Origin of the sequence: Dactylosporangium sp. CA-139066, assembly GCF_050936175.1 — a bacterium.
Lineage (GTDB): Bacteria > Actinomycetota > Actinomycetes > Mycobacteriales > Micromonosporaceae > Dactylosporangium.
This window is the reverse complement of the sequence record NZ_JBNJNH010000001.1, coordinates 7,601,368-7,615,351: the sequence shown is the minus strand read 5'-3', so window position 1 is coordinate 7,615,351 and position 13,984 is coordinate 7,601,368. Positions and strand designations below refer to the sequence as shown.

General features: G+C 69.3%; 12 protein-coding genes. 10 read left to right on the top strand and 2 right to left on the bottom strand.

Features of this window, described 5'->3' with window-relative positions; all coding sequences use genetic code 11:
* Positions 1-66: 66 nt before the first annotated feature.
* From ACQEVU_RS34920 to ACQEVU_RS34900, 5 genes are all read left to right on the top strand, one after another.
* Entirely contained in the window at positions 67-1,398 is a 1,332-nt protein-coding gene (locus tag ACQEVU_RS34920; protein WP_433331201.1) for a cytochrome P450, read from the top strand.
* Positions 1,395-3,224, top strand: a complete 1,830-nt coding sequence (locus tag ACQEVU_RS34915; protein WP_433331199.1) for a non-ribosomal peptide synthetase — start codon at positions 1,395-1,397, stop codon at positions 3,222-3,224. The genes ACQEVU_RS34920 and ACQEVU_RS34915 overlap by 4 nt, the downstream gene beginning before the upstream one ends.
* A 53-nt stretch (positions 3,225-3,277) precedes the next feature.
* Complete coding sequence (locus ACQEVU_RS34910) at positions 3,278-4,075, top strand: alpha/beta fold hydrolase (protein ID WP_433331197.1); 798 nt, start codon at positions 3,278-3,280, stop codon at positions 4,073-4,075.
* 2 nt (positions 4,076-4,077) lie between these two features.
* Positions 4,078-5,154 (top strand): threonine aldolase family protein, encoded by a 1,077-nt coding sequence (locus tag ACQEVU_RS34905; RefSeq protein ID WP_433335190.1) that lies wholly within the window; start codon positions 4,078-4,080, stop codon positions 5,152-5,154.
* 81 nt (positions 5,155-5,235) lie between these two features.
* The gene (locus ACQEVU_RS34900) at positions 5,236-5,940 is read left to right on the top strand and encodes a hypothetical protein (RefSeq protein ID WP_433331195.1); all 705 of its coding nucleotides are present in this window, start codon (positions 5,236-5,238) and stop codon (positions 5,938-5,940) included.
* A 301-nt stretch (positions 5,941-6,241) separates the two neighbouring features.
* Here ACQEVU_RS34900 and fabG read toward each other — a convergent pair whose 3' ends face one another.
* A complete protein-coding gene (gene fabG, locus ACQEVU_RS34895) occupies positions 6,242-6,952 on the bottom strand; it encodes a 3-oxoacyl-ACP reductase FabG (RefSeq protein WP_433331193.1) in 711 nt (236 codons plus the stop codon).
* A gap of 407 nt (positions 6,953-7,359) precedes the next feature.
* Here fabG and ACQEVU_RS34890 point away from each other — a divergent pair, with 407 nt between their 5' ends.
* On the top strand, positions 7,360-8,193 hold the full coding sequence (locus tag ACQEVU_RS34890; RefSeq protein WP_433331191.1) for a helix-turn-helix transcriptional regulator: 834 nt from the start codon (positions 7,360-7,362) through the stop codon (positions 8,191-8,193).
* Positions 8,194-8,207: 14 nt separating this feature from the next.
* Here the strand turns inward: ACQEVU_RS34890 and ACQEVU_RS34885 are convergent, their stop codons facing one another.
* A complete protein-coding gene (locus ACQEVU_RS34885; RefSeq protein ID WP_433331189.1) occupies positions 8,208-9,152 on the bottom strand; it encodes an MBL fold metallo-hydrolase in 945 nt (314 codons plus the stop codon).
* A 200-nt stretch (positions 9,153-9,352) separates the two neighbouring features.
* Between ACQEVU_RS34885 and ACQEVU_RS34880 the strand changes: the two genes are divergently transcribed.
* From ACQEVU_RS34880 to ACQEVU_RS34865, 4 genes are read left to right on the top strand one after another with little or no spacing between them, the layout of a single operon-like run.
* Positions 9,353-10,525, top strand: a complete 1,173-nt coding sequence (locus tag ACQEVU_RS34880) for an ABC transporter substrate-binding protein (RefSeq protein ID WP_433331187.1) — start codon at positions 9,353-9,355, stop codon at positions 10,523-10,525.
* 31 nt (positions 10,526-10,556) lie between these two features.
* Complete coding sequence (locus ACQEVU_RS34875) at positions 10,557-11,420, top strand: branched-chain amino acid ABC transporter permease (protein WP_433331185.1); 864 nt, start codon at positions 10,557-10,559, stop codon at positions 11,418-11,420.
* Entirely contained in the window at positions 11,417-12,412 is a 996-nt protein-coding gene (locus ACQEVU_RS34870; RefSeq protein WP_433331183.1) for a branched-chain amino acid ABC transporter permease, read from the top strand. Before ACQEVU_RS34875 ends, ACQEVU_RS34870 begins: the two co-directional genes overlap by 4 nt.
* Positions 12,409-13,791: an ATP-binding cassette domain-containing protein gene (locus ACQEVU_RS34865; protein WP_433331181.1), complete on the top strand. Its 1,383-nt coding sequence runs from the start codon at positions 12,409-12,411 to the stop codon at positions 13,789-13,791. The genes ACQEVU_RS34870 and ACQEVU_RS34865 overlap by 4 nt, the downstream gene beginning before the upstream one ends.
* Positions 13,792-13,984 lie beyond the last annotated feature (193 nt).

Below are 13,984 nucleotides of genomic sequence, written 5' to 3'. Positions count from 1 at the left end.
CGCAGTCGCGGACGGCGCGCAGGGGGCGCACCGACACGCTCATCCTCACACGGGGGAACGACCCACATGGCGATCACCGAGACCGACCAGCACCTGGCCCTGCACAACCTGCACGCCCCGGACGTCATCGCAGACCCGGTCCCGTACTACACGCGGCTGCGCAGCAACGCCCCGGTGTACTTCGACCCGTTCATCTCCACCTGGCTGCTGTCCCGGCACGCTGACGTCCAGCACGTCCTGGCCAGCCCCGACACGACGGTGCAGATGCGGCACACCGACAGCCTCGCCCGGTTCGGCGGCGCCGGCCTCGAGGCGGCGTTCCGCATGCTCGACCTGCACGTGTCGTTCGTCGACGATCCCGAGCACCGGCGGCTGCGCCGGGCCCTCGCCGAACCCGTCGGAGTGCGGCGGGTCCGCACCGATCTGACCGGCCCGATCGACGCCGCGATCGACGCCGCGTTCGATGGGATCACCGACAGCGTGCAGCGGCGGGAGCCGGTCGATGTGGCGACCGCTCTCGCCGCCCAGATCCCGATCCGCGTCACCCAGCACCTGCTCGGCATCCACGACGTCGACATCGCCACCGTCCAGCGGTGGTCCCACGCGTGGGGCGACATCGTCGCCGCGCCCGGACATGTGCCCACTGGTGACCGCGACGCGCTGCTGTCGACGACCGCCGACCTGATCGCTTACCTGGAGGCGCTGGTCGACCGGCGCACCGCCGCCATCGTGGCGGACCGGCTCGCAGCGGCCGAGGCGACGGCGGACTCGGCAGGCGACGCTCCCGCAGACACGGCCGGGTCAATGATCACAGCCCTGGTGTCGGCGATGCTCGACGGAACGATCAGCCGCGACGAACTCGTCGCCAACTTGCTGATGCTGGTGACCGCCGGCAACGAGACCACCGCCAACCTGATCTCCAACAGTGTCATGGCTCTCGCCGACGACCCGACGCTGTGGCGGCTGGTCACCAACGAACCGGACCGGGTCCCGCACGTCGTCGATGAGGTCGGCCGGCTGTACCCGCCGACCCAGTTCACCGCCCGCCGCGCCACCGCACCGTTGACGCTGCCGTCCGGCGACGTCATCCCATCCGGGGCCAGCGTCGTGCTCATGCTCGGCGCCGCCAACCGCGACCCGGACGCCTTTCCCGACCCCGACCGGTTCCAGCCCGGCCGGCCGGGCCCGCAGCCGGTCACCTACGGCCACGGCCCGCACCTATGCTTCGGCGCGCCGCTGGCCCGGCAGGAGACCCGCCGGACCCTGGAACGCCTCACCAGCACGTTCCTACACATCACGCCGCTGCCCGGACGAGCATGGCGCCGCAACGGCAACCTCCGCAGCCTGCAAACACTGCCCGTCCGGCTGCACCCGACCATCCCCGCGAGCACCCGATGACGCCATCGACGCAGCTCATCCACAACCGCATCTGGGACCACGCCCACCGCAGCCCGGACGCCGCCGCCGTCCTCGACGACGATACGACGTGCACCTACCGGGAACTCACCACCGCCGCTGACACGGTCGCGCGCAAGCTGCTCGCGGTCGGCGCAGGACCCGACCGGGTCGTCGGCCTGGCCTACCCCCGCACGATCGACGGGCTCGTGCACCTGCTCGGCATCCTGCGCGCCGGAGCCGCCCTGCTCTACCTCGACCCGGCTTGGCCCCGGCAGCGCATCGAGCACATGGCCGACGCGTGCGACTTGGCCCTCATCGCCGACGCCGCTGGCGGCATCCAAGATCGGCGGATCATGCCTGGCCAGCCAGCCGGAACGGCGGTGTACGGCGCGGACGCGCCGCGGTTCGGCGCCGACCGGCTCTGCTACGTCGTGTTCACGTCCGGGTCCACCGGCACACCCAGCGGTGTCCTCGTGGAACACCGCGGCGTCCGCAACACCGTCACCGCCCTCGCCGACGTGTTCGACATCGGCCCCGGCACCCGGGTGTTGCAATTCGCCGCGTGGAGCTGGGACGCCGCGATGTGCGAGATCCTCACCACCCTCACCGCCGGCGGTACCCTCGTCCTCTGCCCGGAGCCGGCGAGGTCCGGCGGGCCCGTCCTGGCCGACGTGCTGCGCCGCCACGCCGTGGAGGTCGTCACCCTCACCCCGTCCGTCCTGGACGCTGTCCCGGCCCGCGACCTGCCCGCGCTGCGCACCGTGGTCTCGGTCGGCGAACCCTGCCACCCCGGCCTCGTCCACCGCTGGACCGCCCCGCGCCGGCAGGTCCTCAACGGCTACGGACCGACAGAGGCATCGATCGCGGTCAGCGTCGGCGTCATGACCCCCGGCACCCCAATCCACATCGGCGCCCCGCTGCCCAACGTCACCGTCAAGGTCGTCGACGACCGCGACCGCGACGTACCGCTGGGCACGGTCGGAGAACTGTGGGTCGGCGGTCCGGGGCTCGCCCGCGGCTACGCCGCCGACCCCGGCCGGACCGCAGCCCGGTTCACCACCGACCCCGACGGGCGCCGCTGGTACCGCACCGGCGACCTTGTCTCCCACCGCGCTGACGGCACCCTCGTGTACGCCGGCCGCGTCGACGACCAGGTCAAGATCCGCGGACACCGGGTCGAGCTCGGCGAGATCGAACAGATGCTGTGCACCCACCCCGCCGTCCGGTCCTGCGCAGTCGTGGTCGCCGGCAGCCGGCTCGTCGCGTACGTGGTCGGCACTGACCCGACCACCGACCCGGCCACGGTCCACGAGGCCGCCGCCAGCCAGGCCATGTTCTGGCTGCCCGACTTCATGAAGCCCGACGCGATCCACGCCGTGCCGGACCTGCCGCTGACCAGCAACGGCAAGGTCGACCGAGCCGCGCTCACCGAGCGGGCCATGAGTGCCGCGGCTGCGACCACCGCCCTGAACGCCAGCCCGGATGGCGTATCCACAGACGCGGCGTCGGCGCCTCCCACAACGGGAGCCGATGCACCGTCCGCAGGCATGCCGGGCGCTGAACGGCCGACGAACGGTGTAATCGACGCGGTCGTAGAGGTTGCGTCGCGAGTGCTGAAAGTGCCGGTCCGCGCCGACGACAACATCTTCGATATCGGCGGGCACTCCCTGCTGGCTGCGGAACTGTCGGTCGCGCTCAGCGACGTGTTCGGCGTCGATCTCGCCTTCGACGACGTCATGCACCATCCGACCGCCGCAGCGCTTGCCAGCCGGATCGCCGCGCTGACCTCGGGTCACCCGGGAGGTGTGCTATCCACGCCGCGCTAGACACCCAGCCGCCAGCCGCAACGACGGCCAGCACCGGCGGGAGCGGCGTTGCGGTGCACGATCGGCGCGGTTCCGGGCCGCCGGTGGTCCTGCTGCACGGTTTGGCCTCCACGCATCGGTGGTGGGACCTCGTCATCCGCCGTCTGCCCCGCCGACGTGTCCTGTGCTGGGATCATCGTGGCCACGGCCAGTCCGCCGTGACCGGTGGCTATCGCGTCGAGGCGCTCGCCGAAGACGCTGCCGCCGTCCTCGACCAGCGCGGGTTGCACGGCTGTGTCGTGGCGGGGCACAGCATGGGCGCCGCCGTCGCGCTGCAGCTCGCCGTTCGACGCCCCGACCTCGTCTCCGGCGTGTGCTGCGTCGAGGGCGGCCTGCCCGACCCACGGATCCTGTTCGGGGACCACTGGAACACCGCCCACGCCGTGATGCGCAACGACCGGCGGACCGAACCGACCGCGTCGACCCTCGCCGCCTGGGCTCGCGGCGCCGGGCTGCCCGAGGCTGCGCTGCCCGCTGTGCTCGCCAACTACCAGCCTGCCCGTGAACCCGGTCGGCTCCGGCTACGCCTGGACCGAGGCGCCGAGACCGGCCTCGCCTACAGCCTGTGGTGCCAGCAACCGGCGACCCTGTTGGCCGCAATCAACGCGCCGGTGACCGCGGTCATGGCAAGGCCCAAGCACTCGGGACAGCTGCACCGGCTCCAGGCGGCGTTGTGCAGCACCATGACTCGATCCGGTCGACAGGTACGTGTCGTGTGGCTCGACGGAGGGCACCACCTGCCGCTGCAGCACCCGGCGCGGATCGCCGGCATCATCAAAGACCTCGCCGACCGGGCTCAGAGCGGGTCGTGACCATGCGCGTCGACCTGCGCAGCGACACCGTGACCCGCCCGACCGCCGGCATGCGCCGCGCCATCGCCGCCGCGGAAGTCGGCGATGACGGCTACGGCGAAGACCCGACCGTGCAGCGGCTGCAGACCAAGGTCGCCGACCTGTTCGGCCACGAGGCCGCGCTGTTGCTGCCGACCGGCACGATGAGCAACCAGGTGGCCATCCAGGCGCTCGTCGGGCCGGGCGAGGAACTGCTCACCGACACCGACGCGCACCTCGTCACCTACGAGGCCGGTGCCGCAGCAGCCGTCGGCGGGATATCCACTCGCACGTTCACCTCACCAGGCGGCGTCCTTGACCCGGCGACCGTCGCGGCGCAGATCCGCAGCGCCACCTATTTCACTGTGCCGACCATGGCGATCGGTGTCGAGCAGACCGCCAACCGGGCCGGCGGCCTCGTCCATTCGATCGGCGTTCTGACCGAGCTACGGGCACTGGCAGACACAGCTGGCGTCGCCGTCCACTGCGACGGGGCACGGATCTGGAACGCGCACATCGCCACCGGCGTGGCACTGCACGAGTATGGGCGGCTGTTCACCACCATGTCCGTATGCCTGTCCAAGGGACTCGGTAGCCCAGCAGGATCGCTCATGCTCGGCCCGGCCGAGCTTGTCGACCGTGCCCGGCAGCTGCGGAAACGCCTCGGCGGCACGATGCGGCAGGCCGGGTTCCTCGCGGCAGCCGGCATCTACGCCATCGACCACCACCTGGCCCGCCTTGCCGACGATCACCACCGCGCCGCAACGATCGCCGCAGCGCTCCAGGCGCACGGTGTCGTCGATCCGGCGGACGTACACACCAACATCGTCATGCTCGACGTGGATCGCGCCGGCTGGACCGCGGACGCGTACACCGCTGCTGCCACGGCCCGCGGCGTCCTCTGCTGCGCGTTGTCTGCGAAACAGGTGCGACTCGTCTGCCACATGGATGTCACCGACCGGCAGCTGCAGTACGCCGTCGCAACCCTGACCGAGCTCCTGGCTGATGCTCGACGTTCGCGAGCGGCGCGGCCGGCACCGATACAACCGGGTGGCCGGTGACCGGGGCCATCCCTGGCCGCCGAGAGCTGGCCAACCTTGGCCAACTACCGGAGACCTTGGCCGTGCAGCAGGATCGAACGCATGAACCTGTTGCCACGGGAGTTCCCGACCGGTCGGTGGGGAGAACAGTTCGACATCGGTGTCGTGGACGGCCTGCTCGAAGCGGCGATGACCGCCAACGACTGCGTGCAGGCGTTCGCCGCGGCGTACCTTGCCGAGTCCGTCAGCAACCAGCAGATCCGCGACGCGGAGTTGGTCGGCGAACGCAGCGGCTCCTTCGGTGTGCGAGCGGCGAGCGCCAGCGAACGGTACAGCGCGAGTACTGATCACTTCGACGCTCTGCTGCGTCAGTGGGCCCGGCACGCACTGCATCTGGCGCGGATCAGCACAGCTGTGCTGCACCGTCTGTGCACGCAACGCGGAGCGCGAATCAGCGCCGAGCACCTTCGGCTCGCCGACGTCGTTGCCGTCTCAACCTTGTACGTCACGCCGCAGATGCTGGCCGCTCCACCACTCGCAACGGCCATGACCGGCATCGACGAGGTGTCCCGCGCGTTGCTCGCCTCCGCCTACAACCGGGCGTTTGCTGCGCTCCGGGTCGCCCGCGATCACCAGGCTCCGCCCGAGGTGTTCGATCAGGACCTGCCCGAGGTCGAGGAGAGCATCACCGCGTTCGGCCTGCTGGAACTGGCAGAGGCATTGCACGACTACGGCGCGAACACCCTTTGGGAGATCTTCGTCCTCACCAGCTCAGACACCACGACGAAGTCCACTCTCGGCGGATGATCGCCGTCGGAGGAAGTCACCTCGGACGGCTCGTCGAAGTCGAGTGTCGGCCGGTCGGGTCGCGTGCGGCGAGCCCTGCCCCACCGGCCGTCGCGTCGCGGTCGGCATCGCCCCGCCCTGGCTTGCGTTCGGTTGGCCAGCGGGTGCGCCCTGCGCCGGGCCGGCGTGCCGGTGCCGTACGGCACAGAGCCGCACGGCCCGACGTTGACCGGCCAAGCGCTACCTGCCGCCCAGCTCGTCAATGCGCCACTACTGTCGAAAAGCGCCCAGTGACCGAGCACCGCAGGTCATGGCCGAGGGGTTAGTGACCCATGCCGGCGCCGCCGTCGATCGGAAGGATGGCTCCGGTGATGTACGCCGCGTCGTCGGAGGCGAGGAAGGCGATCGCTGCAGCAACCTCATCTGGGGTCCCGACGCGTGGAATGGGTAGCTCGGCAGCCATTTGAGCTGCCTTTTCCGGGCCGATCGTCGATTGCAGCATGTCGGTGTCGGTGAGGCCAGGGCTGACGACATTGACGGTGATGCCGCGGTTGCCCAATTCGCGCGACATCGATCGTACCGCGCCGATGAGCCCAGCTTTCGAAGCGGCGTAGTTGACCTGGCCTGCTTCACCCCGCATGCCGACGACCGAACCGACGACGATGATCCGGCCGAAGCGTTTGAGGATCATCTTCCGGGCGGCGAGGCGCGCAGCCAGGATCGGAGCGACCAGGTTTGTGCTCAGCACATGGTCAAGCAGATCGGGCGTCATCCGCAGGAGAAGCTGGTCAGCAGTGGTCCCGGCGCTACAGACCAGCACTTCGACGGGGCCCTGCGCAGCCTCGACCTCCTTGAACGCCGCTTCCAATGACGCCGGATCGGTGACGTCGCATTTAACCGCCAGGACCCCATCGGGGGGCTGGCTTGTGCGGAAGGTCACAGCGACCCGGTGTCCCTGACCGGCGAGCCGTAGCGCGGTAGCGCGCCCGATACCAGAACTTCCGCCGGTGATCAAGACCGATCGTTGGCTCATCGTGCTCCTTTTCAAGAGTGGCCTTTCGGCCGATTCCTTCCGGTTGCGCTGCCCGATTTACGTACGTCATCGGCCATTCGTCCTATGTCGTCCGCCCCCGTATCGGGCCTTGCAGAGCCTGCGCGATCACCCGAAGGAGTGCCAGGACGCACCTGGTTCATGAAGTGCCCACTTCCGGAACTGCCAGTTCCTGCGCGTCGGATTTGCTCCTTTTGTGCCCGCGTGATTGTGGATCTTGATTGACAACCTGGAATGGGACGACTACAACCGTTCACCTGGAGGTGATCGATCATTAGATTCGTCGACGGGGGCTATCGCGGAATACAAGTGGCGTATTCGCGGTCACGGTCCAAGTGAATCCGAGTCGCGACATGGCGCTGTGGTGACCTGCACAAACGGGGGAATGTGTGGAACCGACAATCCTGATTCCGGCGAATTCCGCGCCGGGTGAGCAGCTGCACGAGTTGCTTCCGAAATGGCGGTTGAGACTGGACCCGAATTCGGTCCCGGGTCTCGTTCATGGCCGCAATGGCAAGAACCGAAAGTATGTGACGCAGGAGGATGTTGCGCACCGCGTGGGCTTCTCGACGCGGTGGTACGCCAACCTCGAACGCGGCGTCAAGGGTGCGTACTCGTTGAGCTTCCTCGACGAGGTCGCCTCGATTCTGCAGCTGTCAGCCGAAGAGCGGGCCGTGCTGTACATGTTGGCCGCCGGGCACGAGCCGGAGCCGCCGCGAGCGGTGCCGGTCGGGCCGCAGTTCGAAGCGTTGCGGGCGATCGTCGACGCCCAGCCGTGGCCCGCGTACGTCTCCGACGACGCGTGGGACTGCCTGTTCAGTAACGAGGATCATCTGCGCTGGTTCCCGCATCTGCGGTACGAACCGAACATCATGCTGTGGCCGTTCCTGTACAAGGAGAGCCGCATCCAGCTGATCAATTGGGAGCGGGACTGGGCGCGGCCGATGCTGGCGCAGTTGCGAGCGGCCAGTGCCCGGCACCCGGACAATGCGCGGCTGCAGGAGATCATCCAGCGGATCCTGACCGGCAGCCCGGACGCCCGCCGGATTTGGGACGAGAAGGCCGAAGTGCACCTGCATCCGGACGGCGACCGCCGGTTGATGCATGTGCCCTACTTCAGCGGGCCGCGTGAGATCGAGATCGTCGCGCTGACCACGCTGCGGGCACTCGGATTCCGCGTCATGATGCTGATCCCGGTCGATGAGATGCGGGCACGCAGCTGATGGCGTGGGTCACATCACGACGCATCGGGCGAGGCTTGTGCCATGCGGTCGAGGACTTCCGCGGGCGGGACCTTGGGTGCGCCGAGGTGGTGGTAGGTCGCTGCGGCCGTGGCGACGAGCCGCTCGCGCAGCGGCAGGTGCTCGTAGGGCCCGAGCGGGATGTCCATGGCCGCGGCCCAGTACGGCATGCCGCGGTGGAAGCGTTCGGTGAGCGCGGCCAGCACGTGCTGCAGGTAGCTGCGAAAATAGTGCACGCCGTCCGGTCCGACGACCGGGCCGTGACCAGGCACGATCCGGCTCGCTCCGGTGGCAAGAATCTGGTCGCAGGCGGCGATCCAGTTCTCCAGGGGGCCGGCCCACATGACCGGGTGGTCGGCGAACAGGATGTCCCCGGCGAACACGACATTCGCGTCGGGCACGTGGACGAAGACGTCACCCTCGGAGTGCGCAGGCCCCACTTCGTGCAGCACGACCCGCCGGCTGCCGACGGGCACGCTGGTGACGCCGGTGAACGTCCTCGTCGGCGGGGTGATGACCACGCTAGTGAAGTCGAACGCGCCGAAATGCCGCCGCGTGTACTGCCCAGCCGGTGTGCCAGCAAGTTCGTCGCTGAGCAGCTTGCGCATCATGCCGGGCGGGAAGTCGTGCGGCATCGCCTCGGCCGTCGCCTTCGAGGCGATGATCTCAGCACCGGAGAATTCTTGGTTGCCCCAGCAGTGATCGCCGTTCGCGTGGGTGTTGACCACGGTCGTCACGGCCGGGAGGCCGGCATCGCGCATCGCAGCGGCCATGCGCCGGGTCATTGCCGGTGTGTACTGGGTGTCGATGAGCAGCGCGGCGTCGCCGCCGCACACCAGGCCGGCGTTGCTGTGACCCCAGCCACTGTCGGCGTGCAGATATGCCCAGACCCCCGGCGCGAGCTCCTGCAGCGACGTGCAGGCCCCGTTGCTCAACCCCATGACGGCATTTTTGCATTCGCGCCACAGAGTGACAACAGCCAATCAGATACATACGTCGGCCACGCGGACGCCAAATCGGCCCGTCCGATGACGCTTTCCGCTTAGCGCGCAACCACTGCCGTGGTCCGCAATTTGCAACTTGCAGTTTCTGCAGAACCTCACGGGGAGGAATGGCCATGCGATTTCACACAAAAGCCCTGGTGGCAGCCGCGGTAGTTGCCGTGACGGCGCTCAGCGGGTGCTCCGGATCGAGCCTGGGCGAGCCGGGCGTCAGCGGCAGCAACGAGGAACTGGTCATCGGCGTGGTGGTGCCGAAGTCCGGTCCGTACCAGGCAATCGGCAAGGACATGCTCAACGGCTGGACCACCTACCTGCGCGAGCACGGCGGCAAACTCGGCGGCCGGACCGTCCGGTCCGTTGAGGCCGACGAGGGCGACGGCGGCCCGACCGCCCGAGCTGCTGCCGACCGGCTCATCACCGCAGAGCACGTCGACGTGATCGTCGGCGTCGCCAACGCCGACGCGGTCGTCAACGTCGCCGCCCCGGCGACCGCGGGTCGCGTGCCGTTCGTCGGCACCGGCGGCCGCCCCACCTCGTTGCAGGACGTGTCCTACACCTGGCACACCTCATTCGCATCGACCGACTACGGCAAGGCGGCCGGCCCGTACGTCAAGGCGAGTGTCGACGGGCCCGTCTACGTCGTCGGGCCCGACTACCAGGGCGGCAAGGACCAGATCGGCGGGTTCGTCGCAGCGTTTACCGCCGCTGGCGGCACGCTCGCGAACCCGGGCGGTCAGCCCACCTACACGCCATGGCCGGGTGACGGCAACTTCGGGCCCTGGCTGTCCAAGATCAAGGATTCGGGTGCCCGGGCCGTGTACGCCTTCTACGCCGGAGCGCCAGCGGTCGCCTTCGTCAAGCAGTACCGACAGTTCGGCGTCGACCTGCCGCTGTACGCGCCGGCATTCCTGACCGAAGGCGCCGCGCTCGCCGCAGCGGGTCCGGCGGCGACCGGCATCACCACCATCGGCACGTACGACCCGACGCTTACCAGCCCCGGCAACGCCGAGTTCGTCGCGGCCTACAAGGCGGCCAACGGCGGCGCCACACCGAACTTGTACGTCGAGACGATGTACGCCGCAGGGGCGCTGCTGGACAAGGCCGTCGCGGGCACCGGCGCCAACGCCACCTCGGAGGCGATCAATGCGGCGATCGGCAAGCTCGGCGCTGTCTCCAGCCCTCGCGGCACCTGGAAGCTCGATCCGGACGCACACACGCCCATCCAGCAGTGGTGCGTCCGCCAAGTCCAGGCAACCGGCGACACCGTCGCCAACACCGTCATCAACCCCAACCTGACCACGCTCGGCGGCTGACCCGGAACCCGGCGACCAGGGAGGCGACGGCATGGCCGGTCACGTCGTTGTGGCGCTCGACGGGATCGCGATCGGGCTCCTGCTGTACAGCGTCGCGACCGGCCTGAGCCTCGCCCTCGGCGTTGCCGAGATCTTCCAGCTGACGCACGGCGCCCTCTACCTCGGTGGCGCCTGCCTGGCCTGGTGGTTCGCCGCCGAGGGCACCTGGGCAGGCTTCATCGCAGCGCTGCTGATCGGGCTCGCCACCGGCGCGACCGCCGGTGGCGGGCTCGGCGTTCTGCTGCGCCGCCTGCCTGACCACCTCGATCAGGCCATGGCCACCATCGGCGTTGGCCTGATCGTCGTGGACCTGCTCACCACCGGCTACGGTGCGCAACCCAGATCCGTGGCGGCGCCACCAGGGCTGGACGGCTCGATCGCTATCCTCGGCCGGGCCTACCCTGCCTACCGGCTCGCCGTGATCGCCGTGGCCGCATTGCTGGCCGTCGCCCTGTATCTGGCTGTCGAACGCAGCCGGCCCGGCGTGCTCATCCGCGCGGTCGCCGCCGATCCGCACTACGTCACCACCCTCGGTCTCAGCCCAGCGGGAGTCCAGCGCACTGTGATGGTGGCCAGCGGCGCGCTCGCGGTCACCGCCGGGGTCCTCGGCGCTCCCATCCTCGGACCCTCACCGGGCCTAGATTCGACCGTCCTGACCCTCTCGTTGATCATCGTCGTCGCTGGCGGCTCCCAGTCGATGCGCGGCACCCTGTTGCCCGCGCTCCTCGTAGGGCAGCTGCAGACGACCGCCGCCGTCGCCTGGCCAACCTCGGCGCCGTTCCTGCTGGCCGGTCTCCTGCTGGCTGGGCTTGCCTGGCGCGCCCAACGCCAACGTCTCGGAGCTCGCGTTACATGACCAGCCAGCAGAACCTGACCGCCTTCGTCACGGAGTCCGCGGCAGCCCGTCACCGGGGGGCGGTGCTGGTCGCGGCCGCCGCGATCGCCGCTCCGTGGGTCCTGGACGCCTACACCATCTCGCTCGGCTCGTACGCGATCGTGCTCGGCCTCGTCGCCGTGTCCGTCCATCTGCTCACGGTCAACGCCGGCCTGCCGACCCTCGGCCAAGGCGCATACCTGATCATCGGCGGCTACACCGCCGCGACGGTCAGCACCGACCTCACCAGCAACGGCCTGATCCAGCTGCTTGCAGGCACGGTAGCCGCGGCGCTCGCCGCCGCCCTCGTCGGCATCTTCGCCACCCGAACCCGCGCGACGACTTTCCTGATCAGCACCCTCGCCGTCGGCGTGCTGACTCAAACCCTGGCCAGCCGGGCAGTCCCGGTCACCGGCGGGGACGCCGGCCGCACCGTCGAACCGATCACCCTCTGGCCCGGCACGCTGGCCGTGACCAGCATCGGCTACCTGTACCTGTATGCGCTGGCGTGCGCGTTCACTCTCATGGGCGTTGTCGCGCTGCTGCTGCGATCCCGGTTCGGGCTGGCCCTGCGTGCCATCTCCGGCCACGAGCTGCGTACCCGGGCCAGCGGACACCCCGCTGACCGGCTGCTCTGGCTCGCCTACATCGTGGCCGGCGGGGTCGCGGGCGCCGCGGGTGCGATCCTGGTCGCGGTCCGCCACACCATTGCCCCGGCCGACGGCGGATTCGTTGTCTCAGCCCTCGCCCTACTCGCCGCCTTACTCACTACCCGCACGCCCGCCGGAGCCATGCTCGGCGCCGTCATTATCGTCGCTGTCCGCGACCTGCTGGCACCCGCCGTCCTTGCTGGGCACGCGGCCGCGCTGCTCGGGGCCGTCTTTCTGGCCGCCGCCGGGCGCGGCGTCGCCGTCCAGGTCATCCGACGGTGGCAGCGATGCCTGACCGCCGTGCTCCAGTGGGGCCGCCGATGAGCGGCATTGCCGTCGACATCCACGCCCTGACGCACCGATACGGCGCCAACACCGTGCTCAGTAACGTCACGCTCCATGTTGCGAGGGGGGCGCGGCACGCCATCATAGGACCGAACGGAGCCGGCAAGACCACGCTGCTGGGCCTCATCGCCGGCTCCACCAGACCAACCAGCGGAACCATCACCTTCGACGGCAAGTCGGTTACCCGGCTGCCGATGCACCGGCGCGCCCGGCTCGGTATGAGCCGCACCTGGCAGCACCCGGCCATCATCGGCACCCTTCCTGCCATCGACAATGTCGCGCTGGCGATCCGTTCGCCCCGGCTGCGGACCGCGCGGGCCGCCGCTATGGAGTGCTTGGAACGGGCCGGACTGGGCGGCCTCGCTGCTGTACCCGCCGGTGGGCTGCCGTATGCACAACGCCGCGTGCTGGAACTCGTCACCGCACTCGCGGGCTGCCCACGCCTGCTCATCCTCGATGAGCCAAGCGCCGGCCTCGACGAACACGCCGCCGCCGACCTCCTCAAACGTCTGTTGGCCGTCTCGCCAGAGGTCACCGTCGTCCTGGCCGACCACAGCCATTCCCTGGTGGCCACGCTGGCTGACACCGCAACGGTGCTCGACGGTGGACGTAGCACGTTCACCGGTCCACCAGGCCGAGCGCTGCGGCATCCATCCCTCGGCACGTCCAACTCGGACAGGACACCCACGCCGGCCAGCGTGGCGAACGTTCGGCACTCGGCGCGCCCCATTCTGCAGGCGTCCAACCTGGACAGTGGCTACTTCGGCCATCCCGTCTTGCGCCGGCTGCATCTCGAGATAGCGCCAGGTGAGATCGTCGCCATTGCCGGCACCGACGGATCAGGTCGCACCACACTGGTTAACACGCTGGCGGGCCTGCATGCCGTTGGTCCGAGCAGCCGAATCACGCTCGACGGAGCTGACATCACGAACATCGGGCCGGCAGGCCGCGCTCAGCGCGGCATCAGCACCGTTCTGCAGGGACGGCCTCCCATCCCGTCTATCACCGTCGACGACCAGCTCCGCCTCGTCATGAATCCCAGCGCCGCGCTCGCCAACGCCTTCGAGCTGGCGCCCTGGCTGGCCGGCCGCGGCCACCAACTGGTCCGGACATTGTCGGGCGGCGAGCGCCAACTGCTCGCGATTGCGTGCGCTGTGGCGCGCACTCCCAAGTTGCTCATCCTCGATGAGCCAGCAGAGGGCCTGGCCGCAACAGCAGTCGAGCAACTCGGAAGGCTGTTCGAACGACTTGCCGCACAGCAGATCGCGATCGTCTTCACGGAACCGCCGGTCGGCCGGCTCCGTGACTGGTCTACTCGCCGGATGTTCTTGCGCGAGGGGCGCGCAGCAGCGGCGTAGGCCACACCGGCTCGCGCCATTTCCCGCGGGAGCAGAGACGTAGAAGCGCACCGCTGTCGTCTGTCTGCCCACAAAGAGCTACGAGTCCGCGGCCGCCCGACGGACCGTTTCGTGTCAACATACGCCAAGCCCGTACCCTTCGGAGCGGGTTCATCTTCCGGATCACTGCCGGCAACGGTGTGACGGCTTGGCC

Coding starts and splice junctions, on each gene's coding strand:
- ACQEVU_RS34865 (WP_433331181.1), top strand. CDS start 12,409: ATGAGCGGCATTGCCGTCGACATCCACGCCCTGACGCACCGATACGGC.
- ACQEVU_RS34900 (WP_433331195.1), top strand. CDS start 5,236: ATGAACCTGTTGCCACGGGAGTTCCCGACCGGTCGGTGGGGAGAACAG.
- fabG (WP_433331193.1), bottom strand. CDS start 6,952: ATGAGCCAACGATCGGTCTTGATCACCGGCGGAAGTTCTGGTATCGGG.
- ACQEVU_RS34920 (WP_433331201.1), top strand. CDS start 67: ATGGCGATCACCGAGACCGACCAGCACCTGGCCCTGCACAACCTGCAC.
- ACQEVU_RS34875 (WP_433331185.1), top strand. CDS start 10,557: ATGGCCGGTCACGTCGTTGTGGCGCTCGACGGGATCGCGATCGGGCTC.
- ACQEVU_RS34870 (WP_433331183.1), top strand. CDS start 11,417: ATGACCAGCCAGCAGAACCTGACCGCCTTCGTCACGGAGTCCGCGGCA.
- ACQEVU_RS34885 (WP_433331189.1), bottom strand. CDS start 9,152: ATGGGGTTGAGCAACGGGGCCTGCACGTCGCTGCAGGAGCTCGCGCCG.
- ACQEVU_RS34915 (WP_433331199.1), top strand. CDS start 1,395: ATGACGCCATCGACGCAGCTCATCCACAACCGCATCTGGGACCACGCC.
- ACQEVU_RS34905 (WP_433335190.1), top strand. CDS start 4,078: ATGCGCGTCGACCTGCGCAGCGACACCGTGACCCGCCCGACCGCCGGC.